At 70.0% G+C, this 24,869-nt stretch carries 20 protein-coding genes; 16 read left to right on the top strand and 4 right to left on the bottom strand.

The window, feature by feature from the left end:
* Nucleotides 1-169 precede the first annotated feature (169 nt).
* The 10 genes from KUA19_RS36365 (at nt 170) to KUA19_RS36320 (ending at nt 15,542) form a co-directional block, all read left to right on the top strand.
* Entirely contained in the window at nt 170-1,246 is a 1,077-nt protein-coding gene (locus KUA19_RS36365; protein ID WP_254550665.1) for an ABC transporter substrate-binding protein, read from the top strand.
* Between the two features lie 75 nt (nt 1,247-1,321).
* Nucleotides 1,322-2,830 carry a sugar ABC transporter ATP-binding protein gene (locus tag KUA19_RS36360; RefSeq protein ID WP_217403509.1) on the top strand — a complete coding sequence of 503 codons (1,509 nt, stop codon included), beginning with the start codon at nt 1,322-1,324 and terminating at the stop codon, nt 2,828-2,830.
* On the top strand, nt 2,827-3,777 hold the full coding sequence (locus tag KUA19_RS36355; RefSeq protein ID WP_217403507.1) for an ABC transporter permease: 951 nt from the start codon (nt 2,827-2,829) through the stop codon (nt 3,775-3,777). The genes KUA19_RS36360 and KUA19_RS36355 overlap by 4 nt, the downstream gene beginning before the upstream one ends.
* Nucleotides 3,774-4,796, top strand: a complete 1,023-nt coding sequence (locus KUA19_RS36350) for an ABC transporter permease (protein ID WP_217403505.1) — start codon at nt 3,774-3,776, stop codon at nt 4,794-4,796. Before KUA19_RS36355 ends, KUA19_RS36350 begins: the two co-directional genes overlap by 4 nt.
* Nucleotides 4,797-4,849: 53 nt before the next feature.
* The gene (locus tag KUA19_RS36345) at nt 4,850-5,872 is read left to right on the top strand and encodes a LacI family DNA-binding transcriptional regulator (RefSeq protein ID WP_217403503.1); all 1,023 of its coding nucleotides are present in this window, start codon (nt 4,850-4,852) and stop codon (nt 5,870-5,872) included.
* The gene (locus KUA19_RS36340; RefSeq protein ID WP_217403501.1) at nt 5,865-6,749 is read left to right on the top strand and encodes a phosphotransferase family protein; all 885 of its coding nucleotides are present in this window, start codon (nt 5,865-5,867) and stop codon (nt 6,747-6,749) included. The genes KUA19_RS36345 and KUA19_RS36340 overlap by 8 nt, the downstream gene beginning before the upstream one ends.
* Before the next feature lie 202 nt (nt 6,750-6,951).
* Nucleotides 6,952-10,179, top strand: a complete 3,228-nt coding sequence (locus tag KUA19_RS36335; RefSeq protein WP_217403499.1) for an NACHT domain-containing protein — start codon at nt 6,952-6,954, stop codon at nt 10,177-10,179.
* Nucleotides 10,180-10,254: 75 nt separating this feature from the next.
* Nucleotides 10,255-11,652 carry a dihydrolipoyl dehydrogenase gene (lpdA, locus tag KUA19_RS36330; RefSeq protein ID WP_217403497.1) on the top strand — a complete coding sequence of 466 codons (1,398 nt, stop codon included), beginning with the start codon at nt 10,255-10,257 and terminating at the stop codon, nt 11,650-11,652.
* A gap of 90 nt (nt 11,653-11,742) precedes the next feature.
* Nucleotides 11,743-13,086, top strand: a complete 1,344-nt coding sequence (locus KUA19_RS36325; RefSeq protein ID WP_254550664.1) for an alpha-lytic protease prodomain-containing protein — start codon at nt 11,743-11,745, stop codon at nt 13,084-13,086.
* A 92-nt stretch (nt 13,087-13,178) separates the two neighbouring features.
* A complete protein-coding gene (locus KUA19_RS36320; protein WP_217403495.1) occupies nt 13,179-15,542 on the top strand; it encodes a M4 family metallopeptidase in 2,364 nt (787 codons plus the stop codon).
* Nucleotides 15,543-15,572: 30 nt separating this feature from the next.
* Here the strand turns inward: KUA19_RS36320 and KUA19_RS36315 are convergent, their stop codons facing one another.
* Both KUA19_RS36315 and KUA19_RS36310 read right to left on the bottom strand, forming a co-directional pair.
* Nucleotides 15,573-16,112 carry a hypothetical protein gene (locus tag KUA19_RS36315; protein ID WP_217403493.1) on the bottom strand — a complete coding sequence of 180 codons (540 nt, stop codon included), beginning with the start codon at nt 16,110-16,112 and terminating at the stop codon, nt 15,573-15,575.
* A 149-nt stretch (nt 16,113-16,261) separates the two neighbouring features.
* The gene (locus tag KUA19_RS36310; protein WP_217403491.1) at nt 16,262-17,173 is read right to left on the bottom strand and encodes an NADP-dependent oxidoreductase; all 912 of its coding nucleotides are present in this window, start codon (nt 17,171-17,173) and stop codon (nt 16,262-16,264) included.
* A 668-nt stretch (nt 17,174-17,841) separates the two neighbouring features.
* On the opposite strand from KUA19_RS36310, the gene KUA19_RS36305 reads away from it, so the two are divergent.
* Entirely contained in the window at nt 17,842-18,660 is an 819-nt protein-coding gene (locus KUA19_RS36305) for an AfsR/SARP family transcriptional regulator (protein WP_217403489.1), read from the top strand.
* A gap of 18 nt (nt 18,661-18,678) precedes the next feature.
* Here KUA19_RS36305 and KUA19_RS36300 read toward each other — a convergent pair whose 3' ends face one another.
* Nucleotides 18,679-19,401 carry a ScbR family autoregulator-binding transcription factor gene (locus tag KUA19_RS36300; protein WP_254550662.1) on the bottom strand — a complete coding sequence of 241 codons (723 nt, stop codon included), beginning with the start codon at nt 19,399-19,401 and terminating at the stop codon, nt 18,679-18,681.
* Between KUA19_RS36300 and KUA19_RS36295 the strand changes: the two genes are divergently transcribed.
* The 5 genes from KUA19_RS36295 (at nt 19,361) to KUA19_RS36275 (ending at nt 24,177) form a co-directional block, all read left to right on the top strand.
* Nucleotides 19,361-20,302 (top strand): ScbA/BarX family gamma-butyrolactone biosynthesis protein, encoded by a 942-nt coding sequence (locus KUA19_RS36295; RefSeq protein ID WP_254550661.1) that lies wholly within the window; start codon nt 19,361-19,363, stop codon nt 20,300-20,302. The genes KUA19_RS36300 and KUA19_RS36295 overlap by 41 nt on opposite strands.
* A 3-nt stretch (nt 20,303-20,305) precedes the next feature.
* Entirely contained in the window at nt 20,306-21,235 is a 930-nt protein-coding gene (locus KUA19_RS36290; RefSeq protein WP_217403483.1) for an NAD-dependent epimerase/dehydratase family protein, read from the top strand.
* A 146-nt stretch (nt 21,236-21,381) separates the two neighbouring features.
* The gene (locus KUA19_RS36285) at nt 21,382-22,653 is read left to right on the top strand and encodes a beta-ketoacyl-[acyl-carrier-protein] synthase family protein (RefSeq protein WP_308167848.1); all 1,272 of its coding nucleotides are present in this window, start codon (nt 21,382-21,384) and stop codon (nt 22,651-22,653) included.
* On the top strand, nt 22,650-23,867 hold the full coding sequence (locus tag KUA19_RS36280; protein ID WP_217403481.1) for a ketosynthase chain-length factor: 1,218 nt from the start codon (nt 22,650-22,652) through the stop codon (nt 23,865-23,867). Before KUA19_RS36285 ends, KUA19_RS36280 begins: the two co-directional genes overlap by 4 nt.
* A 46-nt stretch (nt 23,868-23,913) precedes the next feature.
* Nucleotides 23,914-24,177, top strand: coding sequence for an acyl carrier protein (locus tag KUA19_RS36275; protein WP_217403480.1), 264 nt, complete (start codon nt 23,914-23,916; stop codon nt 24,175-24,177).
* Between the two features lie 76 nt (nt 24,178-24,253).
* Here KUA19_RS36275 and KUA19_RS36270 read toward each other — a convergent pair whose 3' ends face one another.
* Entirely contained in the window at nt 24,254-24,808 is a 555-nt protein-coding gene (locus KUA19_RS36270) for a YceI family protein (protein WP_217403479.1), read from the bottom strand.
* Between the last annotated feature and the right edge of the window lie 61 nt (nt 24,809-24,869).

Below are 24,869 nucleotides of genomic sequence, written 5' to 3'. Positions count from 1 at the left end.
GGACGGCGGGGTTGTCACGAGATGGACATCTTGCTGTCATCGATACCTGGCTGTATAACGTTATAGAGCCTAGGCCTGGGACTCTCCAATCTCCACAATTTAGTGATACGTGTCGAAATATGGCACGAAACTGGTTGACCGTCCATCCAGTACTCAGGAGATCCCTCAAATGAAGATCAGTTCGCGGACTTCCGTCCGTGCCGCAGTCGTCCTACTGGGCGGCGCGATGATGTTGTCGGCCTGTACCAAGGCCGAGGACAACGGCACCCCGGGCACCGACGCCAGCGCCGGTGCGCAGGTCGTCGCCTCGGCAAGCGCCGGTGGTCCGGGCTGCACGCTGCAGCAGTACGGCGGCGAGAAGCTCGACCTCAAGAACGCCATCGTCGGCTTCTCGCAGTCGGAGAAGGAGGCCAACCCGTTCCGGATCGCCGAGACTCAGTCGATCAAGGACGAGGCGGCCAAGATCGGCGTCAAGCAGCTGCTGGTCACCAACGCCCAGTCGCAGCTGTCCAAGCAGATCAGTGACATCCAGGACATGCTGAACCAGGGTGCGCAGTTCCTGATCGTGGCGCCGCTCAACTCCGACGGCCTCGAGCCGGCCCTGGCCGCCGCGGCCGCCAAGAAGGTGCCGGTGCTGACCATCGACCGCAAGGTCAACGCCGGTGCCTGCAAGGACTACCTCGCCTTCCTCGGCTCGAACTTCGTCGAGCAGGGCAAGCGTGCCGCCGACGCGATGGTCAAGGCCACCGGTGGCAAGGGCAAGGTGGCGATTCTGCTCGGCTCCTCGGGCAACAACGTCACCACCGACCGCACCAACGGCTTCGTCGACCAGATCAAGGCCACCGCGCCGGGCATCGAGATCGTCGCCCAGCAGACGGGCGAGTTCGCCCGGGACAAGGGCCAGGCGGTGATGGAGCAGCTGCTGCTGTCCAAGCCGGAGATCACCGCCGTCTACGCCGAGAACGACGAGATGGCTCTGGGTGCGGTCACCGCGATCAAGGGTGCCGGCAAGAAGCCCGGCACCGACATCAAGATCGTTTCGATCGACGGTACCGCCAACGCGGTGAAGGCCATCGTCGACGGCACCATCAACGCCGTCATCGAGTCCAACCCGCGCTTCGGCCCGCTGGCCTTCGCCACCGCGGCCAAGTTCTACGGCAGCGAGTCGATCCCGGCCAACGTGATCATCTCTGACCGCGAGTACGACTCGGCCAACGCGGCCGCCTCCCTGTCCAGCGCCTACTGACCCACGCGCGGGCGCCCGGGATCCTATACGATCCCGGGCGCCCGCCCTCGACAGAAACGGGAGGCAGATCCGCCGATGCTGGACGTGCGCGGAGTGTCCAAACGCTTTCCCGGCGTGCTCGCACTGCAGGACGTGTCACTGACCGTCGCGCCCGGCGAGGTGCACGCCCTCGTCGGCGAGAACGGCGCCGGCAAGTCCACCCTGATCAAGGTGCTCACCGGCGTGTACACCCCGGACGAGGGCCAGGTGCTGCTCGACGGCGCGCCGGTCTCCTTCGGCAGCCCGCGCGCGGCGCAGCACGCCGGGATCTCCACGATCTACCAGGAGGTCAACCTCGTCCCGCTGATGAGTGTGGCCCGCAACCTGTACCTGGGTCGCGAACCGATGCTGCCCGGCGGGCTCATCGACTTCGGCCGCATGCACCGCGAGGCGGCGCAGACCCTGGCCCGCTTCGGCATCACCGTCGACGTGCGGCGCTCGCTGCGCTCGCTCGGCCTGGGCGCGCAGCAGATGGTGGCCCTGGCCCGCGCCGTCGGCATCGGCGTCGAGGTCAAGCTGCTCATCATGGACGAGCCCACCTCGTCACTGGAGCCGCGCGAGGTGCAGACCCTGCAGGCGGTCGTACGCGACCTGTCCGCGCAGGGGATCGCCATCGTCTACGTCAGCCACCGCCTCGACGAGCTGTACCGGCTGTGCGACCGGGTCACCGTGCTGCGCGACGGCAAACTCGTGCACAGCGGCAAGCTGGCCGACCTGGACCGGCTGCACCTGGTCTCGCACATGCTCGGCCGCGACCCGGCCACCGTCAGCCGCGAGGGCCTCACCGGCTTCGAGGGCCACCACGACACCGACGCCGAACCACTGGTCAGCGTACGTGGCCTCACCCGGCGTCACGTGCTGCACGACGTCTCCTTCGATGTACGCCCCGGCGAGGTCACCGGCCTGGGCGGCCTGCTCGGCTCCGGCCGGTCGGAGACCGCCAAGGCGGTCGTCGGCGCGCTGCCGCTCGACAGCGGCAGCGTCACCATCGGCGGCAAGCGGCTGCGGCGGCTCAACCCGGCCGCGGCCATCCGCGCCGGGATGGTGCTGCTGCCCGAAGATCGCAAGGCCGAGGGCATCGTCCCGGAGCTGTCGGTGCGGGAGAACATCGTGCTGGCCGCGCTGCCGCGCATCTCCCGGTTCGGGCTGGTCTCGCGCAAGCGGCAGGACCGGATCGTGGAGACGTTCATGCAGCGGCTGCGGATCAAGGCGGCCAGCCGGGAGCAGCCCGTCGGCGAGCTGTCCGGCGGCAACCAGCAGAAGGTGCTGCTGGCCCGGTGGCTGTGCCTGCACCCGCGCCTGCTGCTGCTGGACGAGCCCACCCGGGGCATCGACGTCGGCGCCAAGGCCGAGGTCCAGGCGCTGGTCGACGAGCTGGCCCGCGACGGGCTGGCGGTCGTGCTCATCTCCTCCGACCTGGAGGAACTCGTGGAAGGAGCCGACCGGGTGGTCGTGCTGCGCGCCGGTGCCGTCACCGGTGAACTCACCGGCGACGAGGTCACCGAGGCCGGGCTGATGGCGGCGCTGGCGGGGGAGCAGGCATGACCGACCTCGCCCTGCCCCGCACCGCCCGCCTGTCGGCCGCCCTGCCCCAGTACGGCGTCTACGCCGCGGTGCTGGTGCTGCTGGCGTTCAACACCATGTTCACCGACAACTTCCTCACCGGCGCGAACCTGCGCACCCAGCTGATCCAGGTCGCACCGGTGCTGATCGTGGCGCTGGGCATGGCCATGGTCATCGGCACCGAGGGCGTGGACCTGTCGGTCGGCTCGGTGATGGCCCTGTCGGCCGCCGCGCTGCCGCTGTACCTCGGCTACGGCATGTGGCCCGCGATCGTCATGGCTCTGCTCACCGGCCTGATCGTGGGTGCGGTGAACGGGCTGCTGGTCGCCGTCGTCGGGCTGCAGCCGATCGTGGCCACGCTCGCCCTGCTGGTCGGCGGCCGGGGCCTGGCCCTGGTGCTGGCCGGTGGTCGGCTCAAGCAGATCGAGAACGCCGACCTGCTGGCGCTGGGCTCCGACGACATCCTCGGCATCCCGATCGTCGTGGTCATCGCGGGGCTGCTGTCGCTGGCGGTGGGGCTGCTGGTGTCGCGGACGACGTACGGCCGCCAGCTGGTGGCCATCGGCGGGAACCGGGCGGCGGCAACGCTTGCCGGGCTGCCGGTGCGCCGCGTGCTGCTCGGCACGTACGTGCTGTGCGCGGTGCTCGCCGCGCTGGCCGGGGTGCTGGCCACGGCCCGGCTCACCGCCAGCGACCCGTCGGCGATCGGCAACCTGATGGAGCTGTCGGCCATCACCGCCGTGGTCGTCGGCGGCACCCCGCTGTCCGGCGGCCGGATCCGGGTGCTCGGCACCGTCGCCGGTGCGCTGCTGATGCAGCTGCTGCGGGCGACCCTGATCAGCCACAACCTGTCCGACTCGACGGCGCAGATGGTGCAGGCCGCCATCATCCTCGGCGCCGTCTACCTGGCCCGGGAGCGACGCCGATGAGCACCACGTCCACCCTCGCCGCCCCCGCGCCGCAGCGGCACGAGGTGCCGGTCGAGCAGCCCACCCGCGGCGAACGCGTCGCCGGGCTGCTGCAACGCCACGGCGCCCTGGCGGTGCTGGCCATCGCCGTGGTCGTTGCGTCGATCCGGTTCCCGTCGTTCGGCACGGTCGGCAACGCGCAGGGCATCGCGATCCAGTCGGCGTTCCTGGCGATCGTCGCGCTGGGCATGACCTTCGTCATCATCGGCGGCGGCATCGACCTGTCCGTCGGGTCGGTGTTCGCCCTAGGCGGCGTGCTCGCCGCGTACGGCTCGCGCTGGGGGATGCTCGGCGCGCTGCTGCTGCCGCTGCTCGTGTGCGGGGCGATCGGGCTGGTCAATGGCCTGCTCATCGCCAAGGCGCGGCTGGCGCCGTTCATCGTGACGCTGGCCGGCCTGCTCGGGGCGCGCGGGCTGCTGCTCGCGCTGACCGACGAGGGGGCGCAGACGTACCTGATCGACAAGGCGTCGGCGTTCGCGAAGCTGGGCCAGGGCACCTTGCTCGGGCTCGGCTACCCGGTGTGGCTGGCGCTGCTGGCGTTCGCGGTCGGCGGGGTGCTGCTGCAGCGTACCCGCTATGGGCAGGCGATCTTCGCCGTCGGCGGCAGCGAGCAGGCGGCGGCGCTGATGGGGCTGCCCGTGGCCCGGGTCAAGCTGATCACCTACACCGCGAGCGGGCTGCTGGCCGGGTTCGCCGGGGCGCTGAACGCGGCCCGGCTGTCCTCCGGCGTGACCATCCTCGGCGTGGGGATGGAGCTCGACGCGATCGCCGCGGTCGTCATCGGCGGCACGCTGCTGGTCGGCGGGGCGGGCAGCGTCAGCGGCACGCTGTGCGGCGTGCTGCTGCTCGGCGTGATCCAGAACGTGATCAACCAGATCGGCACACTCGACTCGTCCTACCAGTCAGTGGTGAGTGGAGCGTTCCTGATCGTGGTGGTGGTCGTGCAGACGTACCTCAGCCGGAGCCAACGCCTACGTTGACGCTCGGTGACCGGCCATGATGACAATGAGCAATGAGCGGAGGAAGCCCAGCGGTGGGGGTCAGTCTCAAGGCGATCGCCGCGCGAGCCGGTGTTTCGTTGGCGACGGTTTCCAACGTGATCAACGGATACCGGCCGGTCGGCGAGGCCACCAAGGCGCGGGTGCAGCAGGCGATCGACGAGTTGGGGTACACCCCCAACCTGTCCGCCCGGCACCTGCGCCGGGGCCGCACCGGCATCATCGCCCTTGCCATCCCGGAGTTGAACAACCCGTACTTCGCCGAGCTGGCCGGGGCGGCGATCCGGGAGGCCGGGCGGCACGGGTACACCCTGCTGCTCGACTACACCGACGGTGACCGGGAGAAGGAACTCCTGGTCAGCGACGGGTTCCGGGAGCAGATCATCGACGGGCTGATCCTCAGCCCGGTGCAGCTGGACCGAGCCGCCGTGCTGGCCCGGACCAGCTCCACCCCGCTGGTGCTGGTCGGCGAGAGCGTGTACGACGTGCCGTACGACCACATCGCCATCGACAACGCCGCGGCCAGCAGCGCCGCGATGCAGCACCTGATCGGCCTCGGTCGGCGGCGCATCGCGTTCGTCGGCGCCCACGCCGACGCCCGCCGCCAACCCGCCCACCTGCGGTTGCGCGGCTACGAGGACGCGCTGGCCGCAGCCGGGCTGCGCTTCGACGCGGGCCTGGTGGCGACCACGCCGACGTTCGGGCGCGGCGACGGGGCGGCGGCGGTGCATCGGCTGCTGGACAGCGGGCAGCAGCTCGACGCGGTGTTCGCCTACAACGACCTGGTCGCCATCGGTGCGATGCGGGCCCTGCACGAGCGCGGACTGCGCGTGCCCCAGGACGTCGCGGTGATCGGGTTCGACGACATCGAGGAGGGGCGGTTCAGCAGCCCGACCCTGACCACGATCTCGCCGGACAAGGAGAGCATCGGGCGACTGGCGGTGTCCGCGCTGATCGCGCGGGTCGAGCAGCGCGGCACCGAGCAGCCGCGCGAGGTGCAGCCGTCATGGGAACTGGTGCCGCGCGAGAGCACCGTGGGGGTGGTCGCCCGTGGCTGACCTGGACGCGGCGGCCCGTGCCATCGCTGCGCTGCACGGCGTGCCCGCCGACCAGGTGCGCCAGGTGCCCGGCGGCATGGACAACCATGCGTTCACCCTGGGCGAGCACCTGTTCCTGCGCATCGCCCAGGAGGGGAGCGAGGAGCAGCTGTGCCGGGAGCCGCTGGTCATCGGTCCGGCGCGGGCCGCCGGAGTGCGCACGCCCGCGATCATCGCGTACGACGACAGCCTGCGCCTGACTCTCGCCCCGTACCTGGTGCAGGAGCGGATACCCGGTGTCGACCTGGCCTCGGCGGCGTCGCCCGCCGGGCCGCACCTGCTGCGCGAACTCGGCCGGGACCTGGCCCGGCTGCACTCGCTGGCACCGGTGGCGGGGCTGCACGTGGAGGTCGGCGGCGACCCGGCCGATCTCGTCGACGCCATGGCCACCGTCGGCCATCTCGACCTCGATACCGCACGGTGGCTGAACGGATGGTTCGCCCGCCTGGACGAGCAGTGCCCGCCCGAGGGCGCGGTGGTGCTGCATGGCGACGTCGCGCCGCAGAACATCCTGGCCGGGCCCGACGGCTGCTACCGCGCGCTGGTGGACTGGGGCGACACCCACCTGGGCGACCCGGCGGGCGACTTCGCAAAGCTGCCCCTGCCCGATGTGGTGGAGATGCTCGCCGGATACCGCGATCAGTCGCCGGACACGACGGTCACCGAGGCGGCGATCCTGCGGGTGCACCTGCACTGGGCGCTGGCGCGGTTGCGCGACCCGGTGCCGCAGCCGGGGCGGCGCCACTGGACCGCCCCGCCTGCCAGCAGGATTCTCGGGCTGCTCCGATTCGCCGCCTCCGGACCGGCGCAGCCGTGGGCGGCCCTGCTGGCGCCGTGAGCTGGCGAGGCGCGTCGCGGTCGGCGGTCTCGCCCACAGGCGTCTTCCACCGGCACTGATGTCGGTTGTCCAATAGGGATACGATGGCCGATCGTCGTGTCCACGCCGGTCGGCAAGGACTCCCCGTTGCGCGTTACACCTCATACGGTGTGGCCACACCGTATGAGGTGTAACGCGCTCATAGCGAGTGCGGTGAGGGCAGTTGAGCGGGATCGAGATCGCCGCGATCGGGCTGGGTACGCAGGTCGCTCGCATCGCATGTGGGGTCTGGGTGGCCGACGAGTCGTTGTCGGGCCAGATCGGGAGCAGCCTGATCGACGTCGTCTCGCAACGCCTGACCAGCACGCGCGAGCAGCGGCAGTTCCGGCGTGTCTGGGAGCAGGCCGCCGAACTCGTCGCCGATCGCATCGAGCCGCTGATCCACGCCGAGTTCCGGCGGCTGGACGAGGGCGAGCGGATCGCCGTCATCGACGCCGTCGCGGCGACCTTCCGGGCGGCGTCGCTCAACGAGGCGGACCTGTTCGCCCGCGACCTCGACGCGGGCTACCTCGATCGACATGTGCGGAGCCAGGACCCCGGGCGTGTCGATCGGGCGGGGCTGGTCCAGGATGGGACTGCCCTGTACAGCCTCCTGCTTCGGGAATGCTGCGCATATGTGATCGAGATCGTGCGTACGCTGCCGCAGGCGGGCATCGTCGCGTTGACGGAAGTGCTCCGCCGCGAGCGGCAGGTGTTGGACGACCTACGGACCGTGCTGGAGCGGCTGCCCGCCCGGCGTGGGCTGGACGACTTCGAACGCGACTACCGCCAACTGGTCGCCAACCAGCTCGATCGGGTCGAGTTCTTCGGTGCGACCCTCTCGGAGAGCAGCCGTCGGTACCCGCTGTCGGTCGCCTACCTGAGCATGAGCATGAGCGGCGACTTCACCTTTCCGAGCGAGGAGCCGACATCGCCGGAGCGAGGTATGAGCACCGCTTCGTCGGCCACGGTCGACACGGTGCTCGCGGATCGCCGGAGATTGTTCGTGCGAGGCCAAGCGGGCATCGGCAAGACCACGCTGCTGCAGTGGATCGCTGTACAGAGCGCCCGGAGCAACTTCTCCGGACAGTTGAACGGGTGGAACAACACGGTTCCGTTCTTCATCCCGCTACGGCGCTTCGCCACCGGCGATCTGCCGGGGCCGGAGCGCTTCGTGGCGGATCTCGGCCGCCACATCGTCGCCGAGATGCCCGGTGATTGGGCCCACGCCCAGCTTCGGGCGGGTCGGGCTGTCGTGCTGATCGACGGAGTGGACGAACTCGCTGAAGACCTGCGTCAAGAGGTGCGAACGTGGCTGAGTGCACTGGTGGGGACGTTCCCGGAAGCTCGTTACGTGATCACGTCTCGGCCGGCGGCCGCCCCGGCCGATTGGCTCGATCATGACGGGTTCACCGTCGCCGAGATGGAACCCATGTCGCGCAGTGACGTGCCGGTGTTCGTCCGGCGCTGGCACGACGCGATGCGGGACCAGTCGGCGGGCGCGGACGAGCGGGCGGAGTTGGATCGCTGTGAAGCCAACCTGCTCCAGGAACTCACCACCCAACGCCATCTGCGGCAGTTGGCCGGATACCCGCTGCTCTGCGCACTCCTGTGCGCCCTGCATCGGGATCGGCGTGGACACCTGCCGACAAACCGCATGGAACTCTACGACGTCGCGCTGCAGATGCTCTTGGACCGCCGCGACCATGAGCGGCGGATCAACCACGGCCCGACGCTGAGCCGCACGGACAAGATGCTGCTCCTGCGGGACATCGCCTACTGGCTCATCCGCAACAACTGGCTGTCGACCTCGGCCGCCCGGGTCGAGGAGCGCATCGAGACGAAGCTGCGGTCGATGGGGCACATCACCTCGTCCGCCGCCGAGGTCTACCAGGCGCTGGTCGAACGCAGCGGACTCATCCGCGAACCGGTGGACGGCCAGACCGACTTCGTCCACCGGACCTTCCAGGACTACCTGGCCGCAGCCGAGGCGGTCGCCCAGGGCGACATCGGCGCGTTGATCGCGAACGCCTCCACGGACCTGTGGAGCGAAATGGTCATCATGGCCTCTGGCCATGCGACCTTCGGGCAACGCGAACAGCTCCTCAACGGTCTGATCGAGTTGGCCGGCGGGGAGCGTGACCGGCATCAGGGGGATTCGCTGCGCCTGTTAGCACTGGCGTCGTTGGAGACGGCCCCTGAGTTGTCTCCAGGGCTGCGTACGTTGATCGGCGCGACCGCAGAGGCGCTGATACCCCCGCGAACGATGGCGGCTGCTGAGTCGGTCGCAGGTTCAGGCGACCTCGCGCTGGACCTCCTGCTCCGTTCCACACCGCGCCGTGCCGTCGAGGCGGCAGCCACGGTCCGGGCCTTGGCTCGCATCGCCGACCCCGCGGCATTGGACCTGTTGGCACATCTGGCGAAAGGCGTCAGTCGAAGCGTATTCGACGAGATTGTCTCGGCGTGGTCGAGTTTCGATGCGGAAGTCTACGCCCGCGTGGTGCTGCGGGACAGTCCGCTCGAGCCAGCATTCGGTGGGCACCTGCGAGTATCTAGAGCAGAACATTTCAGGGCTGCCAGGCATCTGCGGAACCTCTGCGGATTGACCTATGACGGCAATGAGGTGCCGGACTTCGCTATTCTGGGGCAGCTGCCCCAATTGCGCTTTCTCCAGATGCCGAACTCGGTGATCGATGATATCGAAGTCCTGCGGGGTGCTTCCATTGAAGAACTGAACGTTTTCGGCGGCTCAGATGAAGCCATGCATCCATTGGATGTGAGCCGAGCATCGGAAGTGGCGAACCTACGACGCTTGACCTCGCTGCACCGGCAGTGCAGGAGCAGGGCTGCTCTTCCGCCTTCCATCGTCGATGTCAGCCTGTTCGATCCGAGCCGTGACATGCTGGAGGTGTTGCAGGACTCAACGGATCTGGAAGCGCTCCGACTGCGGCACGCACGGGGACTGAAAGACCTGCGCTCGCTGTATTTTCTGACCAATCCGCTACGGATCGGTCTTCAGTACTGCATGAACCTGGCCGACATCTCATCCGTTGGCAGGTGGGCGAGCAGTCTCATCGTGCTCGAGCTGCTCGGGTCGTACTCGTTCGATCTGGGTCCGCTGGCGGAACTTCATCAACTGCGGACCCTCTACGTGAACAGTGATCTCCTCGACAAGATCTCTCCGGTCAGGCTGCGCGCACTCGAGTCCTTGGACATCCTGGCCGATCACGCGGAGCTCGATCTGGGCACCGTCAACTTTCCACCCCAGCTCCGCCGTGTTCGCATCTTCGGTACCCTGGCCGAGCTGCGGCTGGGACGACTGGCCCATAGGCCCGATGTGACCGTGTCCGTCGCACGTAAGGTGAGGATGATCTCACCTCGCGGGCATCTGTGTCGGATTACTCGATGGTGACCCTCCTCGAACGGGGACGGGCCGGTCGCGTGGAATGTCTGTCGTGTCGCACCGTGCTGTGTACCATCACGCCACGTGAGTGAGAACTTTGATGTGGTGGTACTCGGGGCCGGTCCGGGCGGGTACGTGGCGGCGATCCGGGCGGCGCAGCTCGGTCTGCGAGTGGCTATCGTCGAGTCGCGCTACTGGGGCGGTGTGTGCCTCAACGTCGGCTGCATCCCGTCCAAGGCGCTGCTGCGCAACGCCGAGCTGGCGCACCTGTTCACGCACGAGCGCAAGACCTTCGGGATCGAGGTCGACGGCGAGGTCCGGTTCGACTACGGTGCCGCGTTCCGGCGCAGCCGCCAGGTGGCCGACGGCCGGGTCAAGGGCGTGCACTACCTGATGAAGAAGAACGCCATCACGCAGTTGGAGGGCACGGGCACGTTCACCGGCCCGCACACGATGCAGGTGGCCATGGCCGACGGCACCCGGACGCTGGAGTTCGGGCACGCGATCATCGCGGCCGGGGCGACCGCGCGGCTGCTGCCGGGCACCTCGCTGTCGGACCGCGTCGTCACCTACGAGCAGCAGATCCTGTCCGAGCAGCTGCCGGGCAGCATCGTCATCGCCGGGGCCGGCGCGATCGGCGTCGAGTTCGCATACGTGCTGCACAACTACGGGGTGAAGGTCACCATCGTGGAGTTCCTGGACCGGATGGTGCCGCTGGAGGACGAGGAGGTGTCCAAGGAGCTGGCCAAGCAGTACCGCAAGCTGGGCATCGACGTGAAGGTCGGCACCCGGGTGGTCGGCATCGACGAGTCGGGCGACCAGGTCGCGGTCACGATTGCGGGCAAGGCGGGCGAGGAGGTCATCAAGGCCGACCGCGTGCTGCAGGCCATCGGGTTCGCGCCGAACACCACCGGGTACGGCCTGGAGCACACCGGCGTCGCGCTGACCGACCGGGGTGCGATCGCGGTGGACGGCCGCTGCCGGACCAGCGTTCCGCACATCTTCGCCATCGGCGACGTGACCGCCAAGCTCATGCTCGCGCATGCCGCAGAGGCGATGGGCGTGATCGCGGCCGAGACGATCGCGGGCGCGCCGACGATGGAGCTGGACTATGCGATGATCCCGCGCGCGACGTTCTGCCAGCCGCAGATCGCGAGCTTCGGATACACCGAGGCGCAGGCCCGCGAGCGTGGGATCGACGTGAAGGTGGCGAAGTTCCCGTTCAGCGCGAACGGCAAGGCGCACGGCCTGGCCGACCCGGTCGGGTTCGTGAAACTGCTGTCCGACGCCGCGACCGGCGAGCTGGTCGGCGGGCACCTGATCGGACCGGAGGTGACCGAGCTGCTGCCGGAGCTGACCCAGGCGCAGCTGTGGGAGGCGACGGTCGAGGAGATGTCGCGCAACGTGCACGCGCACCCGACGCTCGGCGAGGCGGTCAAGGAGGCCATCCACGGCCTGGCCGGACACATGATCAACATGTAGTCGCGGGCGCGGCGGTCCGCTTTCCTGTCGTGAACGGTAGGAGTCAGACGGCAATACAGAACTGTTAAGTAAGTTCATAGATTCGCCTGCATGACTGACAGAAAGTGGATCGCGGCGCTGGCCGCCACGGTGGCCGCCTCGGTCGCCCTGGTGGTCGCCCCGGCCGCCGTGGCCGGGACAGCCCAACCAGCCGCGGCGCCCGTCGCCGCGGACCGGGGCATGGTGTCCGAACTGGCCCGTACCCTGCGTATCAGCCCGGAGCAGGCACTGGCCCGGCTCGGTCGCGAAGCGGCCTTCGCCCGGACCGAGGCCAGCCTGCGCCGTACGCTCGGCGCCGGATTCGGCGGCGCCTACCTCGACTCCGACGCCTCGGTGCTCACCGTCGCCGTCACCGGCACCGCCGCGGCGGCGACGGTGCGCGCCGCCGGGGCGACCCCGGTGCTGGTGAGGCGCAGCGAGTCCGGTCTCAGGCAGGCGGCGGCCCGCCTCGACCGCCTCGCCGCACAGGCACCCGCGCAGGTCCCGGGCTGGTACCCGGACGTGCGCACCAACACCGTCGCGGTCCTCTACCGCGACGGTGGCCTCGCCGCCGCGAAGGCCTGGGCCGCCGCCGGTGGCCTGGACCCCGCCACGGTCCGGTTCGAGGCCAGCGCCGAACAGCCCCGACCGTTGATCGACGTCGTCGGCGGCAACGCGTACTACATCGGCAGCGGCACCCGCTGCTCGGTCGGGTTCGCCGTCACCGGCGGGTTCGTCACCGCCGGGCACTGCGGCACCAGCGGCGCCACCACCACCCAGCCCAGCGGCAGCTTCGCCGGATCGAGCTTCCCCGGCAACGACTACGCCTGGGTACGGGTCGCCGCCGGCAACACGCCCCGCGCGCAGGTCAACCGCTACCCGGGCACCGTCTCCGTGGCCGGTTCGCAGGCGGTCGGGGTCGGCGCGTCGGTATGCCGCTCCGGCTCGACCACCGGCTGGCACTGCGGCACCGTCAACGCGCTCAACAGCTCGGTCACCTACGCCCAGGGCACCGTGACCGGTCTGATCCGCACCAACGTCTGCGCCGAACCCGGCGACTCCGGCGGCTCGCTCATCGCCGGTGACCAGGCCCAGGGCGTCACCTCCGGCGGCTCAGGCGACTGCACCTCCGGCGGGACGACGTACTTCCAGCCCGTCAACGAGATCCTGCAGACCTACGGGCTGACGCTGACGGTCACCGGCGGCACCCCGCCGACCTCACCGGGCCCCAGCACCTCGCCCGGCAACCCGGGCGGCTGCGGCGGCCTGCCCGGCTGGAGCGCCACCACGGCGTACACGCCCGGCGCGAACGTCGCGTACCAGAGCCGCCGCTACGAGGCGACCTGGTGGTCGACCGGCGCCGAGCCCGGCGCGCCCGGTTCCTGGGCGGTCTGGGCCGATCGCGGCGCCTGCTAGCACGAATCCTCCCCCGAGGGTGGCCGGGACGGCCCACCAGAAGCCGTCCCGGCCACCCGCCCCGCATCCCTCGATAGAAGGAGAACCTCCTCGTGAAATCCATCGGCCTCAGACTCACGTTCGCGGCCACCGCCGCGGCGGTGGGTCTCGCCCTGGTGCTGCCGGGCGTCACCGGCGCGGCGGCCAGTCCCGCCGCCGCCCCGGTTCCGGCACCCGACGCGGCCACCCTCGCCGCGACCGCCGCCGACCGTGTCGCCGCCGGCGGCGTGGACGCGCTGGCCAAGGGCCCCAATGAGACGTTCGTACGCCGCAACGTCGTCGCCGGGTCCGGCGGCTTCCAGTACGTGTCCTATGAGCGCAGCTACCGCGGCCTGCCCGTGCTCGGCGGCGACGCGGTCGTGGTCACCGATCGCGACGGCACCGTCCGCGACACCGCCTCGGCCCTCGGCCGTGGCGTCGACCTGGCCACCACGACCCCGAAGGTCACCGCCGCCAAGGCGACCGCGGTGGCGCGCCGCCAACTCGACCGGGTCGACCGTGCCGCCGCCGCGCAGCTCGTCGTCTTCTCCACCCGCACCGGGGACCGGCTCGCCTACGAGGTCGTCCTCGAAGGTGCGCGGCGGCAGGCGCCCAGCCGTCCGCACGTGATCGTCGACGCGATCGGCGGCACGGTGCTCGACGTGCGGGACGACGTGCGGCTGGGCGCCGGCAACGGCTACTTCAATGGCCAGGTCAGCATCGCCACCAGCGGGTCGGGGTCGTCATGGTCGATGACCGACAACACCCGGCCCGGCGTGCGCTGCGGCGGTCAGGGCGGCACCGCCTACACCGGCACCGACGACGTGTGGGGCAACGGCTCGGGCACCAACCTGGAGACCGGCTGCGTCGATGCGCTGTACGCCGTGCAGCGTGAGTGGGACATGCTCGGCGCGTGGTTGGGCCGCAGCGGCATCGACGGCAACGGCGGCGGCTTCCCGGCCCGGGTCGGGCTGAACGAGGTCAACGCGTACTGGAACGGCAGCTACACCAACTTCGGCCACAACCAGGCCAACAACCGCCAGGCCACGCCGATCGACGTGGTCGCGCACGAGTACGGCCACGCCATCTTCCAGACCACGCCCGGCGGCGCCGGATCCGGCAACGAGAACGGCGGCATCAACGAGTCCACCGGCGACATCTTCGGCTCGCTGACCGAGGCGTACGCCAACAACCCCAACGACCCGCCGGACTTCCTCGTCGGCGAGGAGGTGGACCTGGTCGGCGGCGGCCCGATCCGCAACATGTACAACCCGTCCGCGGTCGGCGACCCCAACTGCTACTCCTCGGCCATCCCCAGCACCGAGGTGCACGCGGCGGCCGGTCCGAACAACCACTGGTTCTACCTGACCGCCAACGGCTCGTCCGGCGGCGGCGGCAACCCCGCCAGTCCGACCTGCAACGGCGGCACGGTCACCGGTGTCGGCCTGCAGAAGGCGGGCCAGATCTACCTGGCCGCGCTGAACATGAAGACCTCGTCGTGGCGCTACGTCAACGTGCGTACGGCCACGCTGCGGGCCGCGGTCAACCTGTTCGGAGCCTCGTCGGCCGAGTGCCGTACGGTCAAGGCGGCCTGGGACGCGGTCAGCGTGCCCGCGCAGTCGGGTGAGGCCCAGTGCACGACGAACCCGGGCAACGACTTCTCGCTGACGGTCAGCCCCGGCAGCGGCTCGGTGCAGCGCGGCTCGTCGGTCACCACCACGGTCTCCACCGCGACCACCTCGGGCAGCGCGCAGACGGTCGCGCTGACCGCGAGTGGCCTGCCGTCCGGGGTGACGGCGAGCTTCAGCCCGTCGTCGGTCACCTCCGGTGGTGCCAGCACCCTGACGCTGACCGCGAACGCGTCGGCGGCGACGGGATCGGCCGCGATCACGGTGACCGGTACCGGTTCCGCGGCGACGCACACGGCCACGTACGCGGTCACGGTCACCACCGCGCCGGGTGGCAACGACTTCGCGGTGACGCTGTCGCCGTCGTCGGCGACCGTGGCGGCCGGTGGTTCGACGACCTCGTCGGTCGGCACCAGCACCACCTCGGGCAGTGCCCAGACCGTGAACCTGTCGGTGACCGGGGCGCCGACCGGGGTGACCGCCTCGGTCAGCCCGTCGTCGGTCACCTCGGGTGGCTCGGCGACGCTGTCGGTGTCGGTCGGCGCGAGCGCGGCGGCTGGGACGTACACGCTGACCGTGACCGGTGTCGGGACCGGCGCGACCCACACCGCGACCTTCACCCTGACCGTGACCGGTGGCGGCGGCGGTGGCTGCGGCGGCCTGCCCGCCTGGAGCTCCACCACGCCGTACGTGCCAGACGACGTGGTCTCGTACAACGGGCGACGCTGGAAGGCGACCTGGTGGTCGACCGGCGCGGAGCCCGGCGCGCCCGGCTCGTGGGCGGTCTGGTCCGACCAGGGCGCCTGCTGAGCCTGGTGGGGGAGGGACGGCTGCCCGACTTCAGGGGGCAGCCGTCCCGGCCGTCAACCGTGTGCGGCGACCGCGCCGCGTGCGTCCGTCACGTCGGCGGCGGCCTTGGCCCCATGCGCGGGACGAGGGCGGGGTCAGCCAGAGCGCGGTCCAGGCCCCCTCGGGCCCGCTGATCAGCGGATCGTGCTCATACCGGGGGTTCTCGGCGGAGACCGTCCAGTCGAGACGCGACCGGCGCCCGCGCGCGGTGGCGCCCTCGGTCGGGCCGGTGCTGCCGTCGGCGCGGCCGCTGCCGGGCGCGCGCTTCAGCCAGGCGATCCGAACCGATGGCTCCGGGCTGGTCATCAGGTGCGCGCAAGACAGGTGTGCCGCGTGGGCGAGCCGGGCATCCCGGCGCCGGCGCGGCGACAGGCCGAGGCTCGACCAGGCTGTCCTCGCCCGCAGCGCCAGCGGCGTGCTGGCCACGACAGCGGTCCACCAGGCGACCACGAACACGGCGACGGCGCCGAGGCGCGCAACGGCGCGGCTGCGGCGCTCGTAGCCTGCGGCTGGGTCGGTGCGATCGGGCACGGAACCAGCATGCACCCATAAATCCTATGGGGCCAGTAGGAATTACATGTTGGGACGGCGCGCGACCAGGTACTCGTCGGACGCGTGTCCGAGAGCCATGCGGGGCCGCCGAGGATGCTGTGTCGCGGCCCCGCATGAGGTGGACCGGGTCAGACGAGGAGCACGACCTTGCCGCGCCCGTGTCCCGACTCCACGGCGCGGTGAGCGTCGACGACCTCGACGAAGGGGAAGGTCCGCACCGGCATGACGACCTTGCCGGCGGCGGCCAGCTCGATCACGGCGGCGAGTCGCTGCGGCGACCGCGGTGCGAAGACGCCGCGACCACCGTACTGACCTGCGGTGACCGGGTCGGCGATGGTGCCGATCCGGGACCGGTCGGCGATCAAGGCCGCCGACGACGCGATCGCTTCCTGCCCGCCGATGGCGTCCAGCGCCACGGTGACACCCTGGGGCGCGGCCTGGCGGACCCGGTCCACCAGGCCGGGACCGTAGGCGACCGGAATCGCGCCGAGTTCACGCAGGTAATCGTGGTTGCCGGGGCTGGCAGTGCCGATCACGGTCGCCCCGGCCTCGCGGGCCAGCTGGACCGCCACCGTGCCGACCGATCCGGCCGCGGCGTGCACCAGCAGCGTGTCGCCCGAGGTGACCCCCAGGTTCATCAGCGCGCCAGAGGCGGTCTGCGCGGCGGCGACCAGGCCGCCGGCGGTCAGGATGTCCAGCTGGGCGGGCTTGGCCACGACCTGGGTGGCCGGGGTGACGACGTGCTCGGCGTAGGCGACCGAGTTGGCCGAGCCCAGGACCACGTCGCCGATGGAGAGTCCGGTTACCCCCTCGCCCAGCTGGTCGACCACCCCCGCGAACTCGTTGCCCAGGGACGCGGGGAACGTGACCGGCATCCGTCCGGCCATGTCGCCGCGTCGCACCTTCACGTCGATCGGCTGCACCCCGGCGACCTTCACCCTGACGCGGATCTCGCCCGGCCCGGCCACGGGTTCCTCGACGTCCACCAGTCGCAGGACCTCGGGACCGCCGTATGCATCGTATTTCACGACAAGACTCATGGCCCCCAGCATTCAAGATGAAGTGCACTTGAGGTCAAGTATCCAATGTGGTGACCTTCGTCTCGGTCGGAGACGCTTTCATGTCGGCGTCCGCGCCTTATCGCGGGGGTGTCGGCGGTCGAATGGCGGACAGGCCGTCAAACCTCATTGTCGGAATCATGACCGGCATGGTCCGCTGTCTCTCCCGTCGAGTGTGACCGCAGTTTTCGATCTTGCTGCAGGCGGTCAAGGCATCGACTTGGCTCGATTATCAAGATCGTATCACCAAGATCGAGAGACTATGTTCGGTACCGTTCGCCGTCAGGTCCCACCGAGGGCCGCATTTGAGTCGAGCGCGCGCGGCGACGGCCACCGTCCTGATGCTACGTTGATGTCCTCTGTCGGAATGTCGCTGAGCTGCCCGTTCGGGTCGTGGATGGAATGCCCACAAACCATCATCAATCAAAGTTCATAAATTAACTTGTCGTGACATCGACTCGGCTCGCTTGACATAACCGACCGGACGGTTTGAGGATGGGCGCGTCGTGCGGGGACCGAGGCCGCGTTGCTGCGGCGGGTGTCCGCGTCGGCCGGGGGTGCGGCATGGTGGCGGCCACCGCATGAGAATCCGATCCTGCTGACGCCCTAAAGGCGGTGGCGCACGTCGAACAGACCCACTGGGGGAAGAGATGGACGTCAAAGTACTAGGCAATTTCAGTGCGGTGGAGAATGGCAGACAGGTGACGCCGTCAGCGGCGAAACCAAGGACGCTCCTGGCGCTGTTGACCCTCTATTCGGATCAGGTTCTGCCGGTCAGCGTGCTCATCGAGGAATTGTGGGGCGAGAACCCGCCCAGAAGCGCGGCGACCACACTGCAGACGTACATCCTGCAGATTCGCCGGCTCATCAAGAACGCACTTCCGACCGACGCCGACTGCGACTGCAAGATGGTCCTGCGCACCGAGCAGAACGGCTATGTCCTCGATCGGCGCGGCGGCTACCTCGACGCGGCGGAGTACAGCCGCTGCCTCGTCTACGCCACCCAGGCGATGCAGAACAACGACTACCAGATGGCCTCGCGGCGGTTCAGCGAATGCCTGAAGCTGTGGCGAGGACCGGCGCTGGTCGACGTGAAGACCGGTCCGCGGCTGGAGGTGGAGGCCACGCGCCTGGAGGAGTCCCGGCTGGGTGCCCTCGACCGCCGGATCGAGTGCGACCTGATGCTCGGCGCCCACCACGAGATCCTCGGTGAGCTGGCCGCACTGACCGCGCAGTACCCGATGCACGAGGGCCTGCACCGGCAGCTCATGCTGGCGCTCTACCGGGCGGGGCGGCGATCGCACGCACTGGACGCGTTCCGCCGGCTGCGCGGTGTGCTCAACGACGAGCTCGGGCTGGAGCCCTCGCCGCGACTGCAGGCACTGCAACGAGCGGTGTTGGAGGCCGACCCGGTACTGGAGCTGTTCGAAGCCGCCCGACCCACCCTCGGTCTGCTGCGCGCAGGCTGACAGCCTGTTGCCGCCCGGTCAGGTCCGGGCGGGCGGCCAGCCGGTCACGAAACGCGATCGCCGTCGGGGCGGCACCAGCGCGGGCAGCAGCAGGTCCCACATCTGGGTGATCCGCTCGGTCAGATCCTTGCGCCCGGTCAGCACCTCCGACGTCAACTGGATGCCGGTGAACGCGCCGACCACCATCCGTGCCGCGTCGTCCACCACCACCTCCTGACGCACATCGCCGTGCTGTTGGGCCCGCGCCAGCAGTTCCCGGATCACGCCGATCCACGCCTGGTACGGATCGGGCATGGGCGCGGTGAAGGAGGCGTGCTCGATGACCAGCCGGATGGCACCGCGCATCCGCGGGTTGGTCTTCAACTCGTCGGCCACCTGGTGGGTGAGGTCGATGGTCTCCTGAAGGCCCCGGCCCTCGGGCAGTCCGGCCTGGATCACCTCGAACTGCTCGTGGATGACCGCGTAGGCCAGCTCCTCCTTGGAAGCGAAGTGAAAGTACAGCCCACCTTTGGTGACGGACGCGATCTCCATGATCTGCACGAGGCTCGCGCCCTGGTAACCGTGCCGGTCGAACACCTCCGCGGCCGCGTCGATGATCGCCACACGGGTACGGGTCGCCCGCTCCTGCAGGTATCTGCTTCCCCTCGGGGAAGCCGCACCTTCTCCCTCACGCACCACCTCATAATCCCGGAGCCCGACGATGACAATCCTTTCGGCCAGTGCTGATTTGATAGACGACATTCCTATCATCCGGCTTGATTTCAGCCGGACCGTGCCTCGACAGCTGGTGCACCGGGCCGCCGTGTCGGAGGTGCTGCTCACCGACTGGCGGTCCGACCAGGACGCGCGCTTCGCGGTGGGTGCCCAGTGGCCCAGGGGACACGGCTTTTTCCACCCTATCGGACGGCGCTGGCACGATCCGATGATCGTCGCCGAGACCATCCGCCAGGCGACCATGCTGATGGCCCGGACCAAGTTCGCGGTGCCCGAGGGCCACCAGTTCGTCATGCACGCGCTGGCCTTCCACGTGCGGGAGCGTGGCCTGATCCTGGCGGACGCACCGACCGACGTCGTGGTCGAGGTGACCGGTCACGACGTGGACGTGCGGGGCAAGGAATTGCGTGGGATGCGCGCCACCGTACGACTGATCCATCGGGATAGCTTGGTGGGGGAGGGGCAGACTCGATTCACCTGCCTGTCCCCAGCGGTGTACCGGCGGCTGCGCGGTGACGCGGGCCGCCCGCCGCATCAGGGCCGGGCCCAGGAGATCGAACCCGAGCTGGTGGGCAGGCATCGGGCCCAGGATGTGGTCCTGGCCCGTCATGACGACCCGCACAGTTGGTGGCTGCAGGTCGACCCGGATCATCCCGTGTTCTACGACCACCCGGTCGACCACGTGCCCGGTATGGCGGTGCTGGAGGCGATGCGGCAGGCCGCCCACCTGGCGACCGGTTCGGGTCTACTGCTGCCGCTGTCGCTGGCGGCCGTCTTCCACCGGTACATCGAGTTCGACCAGCCGTGCGAGGTTCGGGCCCACGCCGGAACGCCCGACCCGGAGGGCGGCGAGCCGGTGCGGATCGAGGTGGTGCAGCAGGGGTTGCTGTGTGCCGAGGGCACGCTGACCATCCGCAGCGTCGGCTGACCGGTGTCGGAGCAGACGCTGCTGGTGACGGGCGCCGGCGGTTTCATCGGCGGGGCGGTGCTGGCCGCGCTCGACGCCGACTACGGCGACGCGTGGCGGGTGCGGGCGGTCGTCCACCATCGCCACCCACCCGCCACACGGAGCATCGCCGTCCAGACCGTACGGGCCGATCTGGCCGAGCCCGGACCGCTGCGCGGACTGTGCGACGGCGTGCACACGGTGCTGCACCTGGCCACCCAGATCGGCGGTGATCCACGGCTGTGCCGCGCCGTGAACGAGGACGGCACGGCGCGGCTGCTGGCCGAGGCCCAGCGGGCGGGCGTCGCCCGGATCATCCAGGTGAGCACCACCGCGGTGTACGGCCCCGGCCCGCACCGGGGCGCCACGGAGGGCGAGCTGGAGACCGTCCCGGTATCGGCCACCAGTCTCACCCGGTTACGCGCCGAGCAGGCCGTACGGGACGCCGGTGGCGTCGTCCTGCGGCCGCCGCTGGTGTACGGCACCGGTGACGTCTGGGCGGTGCCGACCCTGGTCCGATTGCTGCGCCAGTCGGGAGGTCTGCCCGGCGGCGGCACCGCGCGGCTCTCGGTGATCGCGGTCGAGGACCTCGCGCGTGCCGCGGCACGGCTGACCGTGTCGCCCGAGGTCACCGGTGTGTTCCACGCCTGCGATCCGCGACCGTCGACGCTGCGCCGGATCGCGGCCGCGCTGACCCGGGAACTCGGCGTGGTCCTGCCCACGTCCGCCGTGTCGTACCAGGACGCGCTCGGTCGGCTGGGCGACAGCGGTCTGTCGGAACGGCAGCTGCACATGATCACCGCCGATCACTGGTACACCTCGCATCAACTGTGGGCACGACTGGGCATCTCCCCAGGTCCTGGGCTCGCGGCGCGGTTGCGGAGGCATGCCGACTGGTACCGCTCGGTGCTGTGACCGGCGGGCGGGGCGCGGATCACGTCCGCGCCCCGCTCCATCGCAGCGCGACGTCTGCCCGAGGCCCCGTCAAGGTGCGTTCAAGTCCACCTGTAGTCGCCGTTGCCATGGTTGGCCAGCGTAGAAAACGCCGAAGGAGGGCCATCGTGACGGAAAGACGGGTTGTCATCACAGGTATCGGCGCCATAGCGCCAGGGGCCGTCGGCGCGAAGCTCTTCTGGGAGTTCATCACCTCGGGGCAGACCGCCACCAGGGCCATCTCGTTCTTCGACGCGTCCGCCTTCCGATCCCGGATCGCGGCCGAGTGCGACTTCGACCCGGCGGCCGAGGGGTTGAGCCTGCAGCAGATCCGGCGGATGGACCGGGCGGCGCAGTTCGCCGTCGTGGCCGCACGCGAGGCCGTCGCCGACAGCGGCCTCGATCTCGCGGACACGCGGTCGGAGCGGGTCGGGGTCACCATCGGCAGCGCTGTCGGCGCGACGATGAGCCTGGACCGCGAGTACGCGGTGGTCAGCGACACCGGGCGAAAATGGCTGGTGGACCCGGCGTACGCGCTGCCCCACCTCTACGACTACCTGGTGCCGAGCTCCATCGCCGCGGAGGTGGCCTGGGCTGCCGACGCCCAGGGACCGGCGGTGGTGGTCTCCACCGGCTGCACCTCCGGCCTGGACGCCGTGGGCCACGCGCGCGAGCTGATCCGCGAGGGTTCGGCCGACGTGATGATCGCCGGGGCCACCGACGCGCCGATCTCGCCGATCACGGTCGCCTGCTTCGACGCGATCAAGGCGACATCCCCGCGCAACGACGACCCCGCCCACGCCTCCCGCCCGTTCGACCGCAGCCGCAACGGTTTCGTGCTGGGTGAGGGCTCGGCGGTGTTCGTGCTGGAGGAGCTCGAGCACGCCAAAGCCCGGGGTGCGCACGTGTACGCCGAGATCGCCGGGTTCGCCTCGCGGTGCAACGCGTACCACATGACCGGGCTGCGGGCCGACGGCCGGGAGATGGCCGAGGCGATCCGGGTCGCGATGGACGAGGCCCGGGTCAACGCCGACGACATCGACTACATCAACGCGCACGGCTCGGGCACCAAGCAGAACGACCGGCACGAGACCGCGGCGTTCAAGCTGAGCCTCGGGCAGCACGCCTACCGGACCCCGGTCAGCTCGATCAAGTCGATGATCGGGCATTCGCTGGGCGCCATCGGCTCGCTGGAGATCGCGGCCAGCGCGCTGACCATCCAGCACGGGCTGATTCCGCCCACGGCCAACCTGCACGAGCCCGATCCCGAGTGCGATCTGGACTACGTGCCGCTGGTGGCCCGGGAGAAGCAGGTCGACACGGTGCTGACGGTCGGCAGCGGCTTCGGCGGGTTCCAGAGTGCCATGGTGCTCTCCCGGGTCGCGGACGGTGTGGCATGAGCGCGCCGCGGGCCGTCGTCACGGGCATCGGCGTGGCCGCGCCCAACGGGCTCGGCACCGCGGCCTGGTGGGCCAACACCCGGGCCGGGGTCAGCGCGATAGCTACGCTGACCAGGTTCGATCCGCGATCGTACGGGTCGGTGCTGGCCGGAGAGATCAACGACTTCGAGGCCGCCGAGCACATCCCGAGCCGCCTGCTGCCGCAGACCGACCACATGACCAGGCTCGCGCTGTTCGCCGCCGACGAGGCGCTGACCGACTCCGGGGCCGGACCCGAGCACCGTCCGGAGTACGGCGCGGGAGTGGTCACCGCGAGTTCGGCGGGCGGGTTCGAGTTCGGGCAGCGGGAACTGCAGGCGCTGTGGGGCAAGGGCGGAGAGTACGTCAGCGCGTACCAGTCGTTCGCGTGGTTCTACGCGGTCAACAGCGGGCAGATCTCCATCCGGCACGACATGCGCGGACCCAGCGGCGTGCTGGTCAGTGACGGCGCGGGCGGGCTGGACGCGGTTGGGCAGGCCCGTAGGCACGTCCGCAAGGGCGTTCCGCTGCTGGTCACCGGCTCGGTGGACAGCGCGCTGTGCCCGTGGGGCTGGGTGTCGCTGACCGCCAGCGGGCGGCTCACCGGGCAGGCCGATCCCGACCGGGCCTACCTGCCGTTCGACGCCGACGCCAGCGGCCACGTCGCCGGTGAGGGTGGCGCGATCCTGGTCGTGGAGGCCGAGCAGGCCGCCCTGGCCCGGGGCGCCCGGGTGTACGGCGTGATCGCCGGTTACGCGGCGACCTTCGACCCGCACCCCGACTCCGGTCGGCCTCCGGCGCTCGGCCGGGCAATCGAACTGGCCCTGGCCGACGCGCGGGTGTCGGCGTCCGACGTGGACGTGGTCTTCGCCGACGCGGCCGGATCGCCGGACCTGGACCGGCAGGAGGCCGACGCGATCACCGAGGTGTTCGGCCGTCACGGCGTCCCGGTCACCGCCCCCAAGACCATGACCGGCCGGCTGTACTCCGGCGCCGCCGCGCTCGACCTCGCGGCCGCGCTGCTGAGCATCCGCGACGGGGTGGTGCCGCCCACCGTCAACGTGCGCCAACCTGCCGACGGCACCTTCCTGGACCTGGTGACCGAGGCCAGGACCGGGCCGGTGCGCACCGCGCTGGTGCTGGCCCGGGGCCACGGCGGATTCAACGCCGCCGTCGTCGTCACGGCGCACGGCTGAACTTCCCGTCCCACCGCTTCGCGGACCATCAGTGAGGAGAGAACACATGGCGGAGATAGTCCTGGACGACCTGATCGTGGCGCTGCGGGAGGCCGCTGGTCAAGACGAGCAGGTCGACCTGAACGGGGACGTGCTCGACAGCACGTTCGGTGAGCTCGGTTACGACTCGCTGGCCCTGCTGCAGACCACCGGCATCGTCGAGCGTGAGCACGGCATCAAGCTGGCCGACGAGGCTGTCGTCGAGGCCGACACCCCGCGCAAGTACCTCGAACTGGTCAACCGGGCCTTGGTCGAGGTCGCCCGAGCTTGAGCGACGAGCCCTGACACGACGCAGGCCCGCCGTTTTCGGCGGGCCTGCGGTCATTTCGCTGCTGGTGGCCGTGAAGTCAGGGCCGGTAGACGCACTGCACCTCGATCGTGATATCGATCTTGTCGCCGAGCAGAGCCCGGTCGCCCTGCAGCGGGATCTCCCACTCCACGCCGAACTGGCGGCGCGTGATGGTCGTGGTGGCGCTGAAACCGGCCCGAGTGCCGCCCCAAGGGTCGGGAGAGACGCCGTTGAACTCGACCTCGAGGGTCACCGGACTGGTCACGTCCTTGACGGTCAGTTCGCCGTGCAGCGTGCCCGAGGCGCCGTGCAGGTCGATGCCGGTGCCGGCGAAGCGGATCCGCGGGAAGTTCGCGGTATCCAGGATCTCGCCGCTGATCACGTGGTTGTCGCGGGTGGTGCTGTGCGTGTCGAGCGAGGCGACCTGGATCTCGGCGGTGACGGTCGAATCGGCCAGCGGCGCGGCCACGGTGATGGCGCCGCTGAACTCGGTGAAGACCCCACGGATCTTCGTCATCAGATGGCGGATGGTGAAGCCGATCTCGGAGTAGACCGGGTCGATGACCCAGACTCCGGGCTTCAGATCGGCCAGGGCCAGTGAGGCTGAGCTCATCGTCTCTCCTTGGGCGTGCGGAATGGGTGTGCACGGGGGCGCACGTGGCCGGGGACGCCCG

Source organism: Catellatospora tritici (assembly GCF_019083965.1).
GTDB lineage: Bacteria > Actinomycetota > Actinomycetes > Mycobacteriales > Micromonosporaceae > Catellatospora > Catellatospora tritici.
The sequence above is the reverse complement of the archived record's forward strand: the minus strand, read 5'-3'. Positions and strand labels throughout refer to the sequence as shown.

Coding starts and splice junctions, on each gene's coding strand:
- KUA19_RS36365 (WP_254550665.1), top strand. CDS start 170: ATGAAGATCAGTTCGCGGACTTCCGTCCGTGCCGCAGTCGTCCTACTG.
- KUA19_RS36360 (WP_217403509.1), top strand. CDS start 1,322: ATGCTGGACGTGCGCGGAGTGTCCAAACGCTTTCCCGGCGTGCTCGCA.
- KUA19_RS36355 (WP_217403507.1), top strand. CDS start 2,827: ATGACCGACCTCGCCCTGCCCCGCACCGCCCGCCTGTCGGCCGCCCTG.
- KUA19_RS36350 (WP_217403505.1), top strand. CDS start 3,774: ATGAGCACCACGTCCACCCTCGCCGCCCCCGCGCCGCAGCGGCACGAG.
- KUA19_RS36325 (WP_254550664.1), top strand. CDS start 11,743: ATGACTGACAGAAAGTGGATCGCGGCGCTGGCCGCCACGGTGGCCGCC.
- KUA19_RS36310 (WP_217403491.1), bottom strand. CDS start 17,173: ATGAGTCTTGTCGTGAAATACGATGCATACGGCGGTCCCGAGGTCCTG.
- KUA19_RS36305 (WP_217403489.1), top strand. CDS start 17,842: ATGGACGTCAAAGTACTAGGCAATTTCAGTGCGGTGGAGAATGGCAGA.
- KUA19_RS36295 (WP_254550661.1), top strand. CDS start 19,361: ATGACAATCCTTTCGGCCAGTGCTGATTTGATAGACGACATTCCTATC.
- KUA19_RS36300 (WP_254550662.1), bottom strand. CDS start 19,401: ATGTCGTCTATCAAATCAGCACTGGCCGAAAGGATTGTCATCGTCGGG.
- KUA19_RS36280 (WP_217403481.1), top strand. CDS start 22,650: ATGAGCGCGCCGCGGGCCGTCGTCACGGGCATCGGCGTGGCCGCGCCC.
- KUA19_RS36275 (WP_217403480.1), top strand. CDS start 23,914: ATGGCGGAGATAGTCCTGGACGACCTGATCGTGGCGCTGCGGGAGGCC.
- KUA19_RS36270 (WP_217403479.1), bottom strand. CDS start 24,808: ATGAGCTCAGCCTCACTGGCCCTGGCCGATCTGAAGCCCGGAGTCTGG.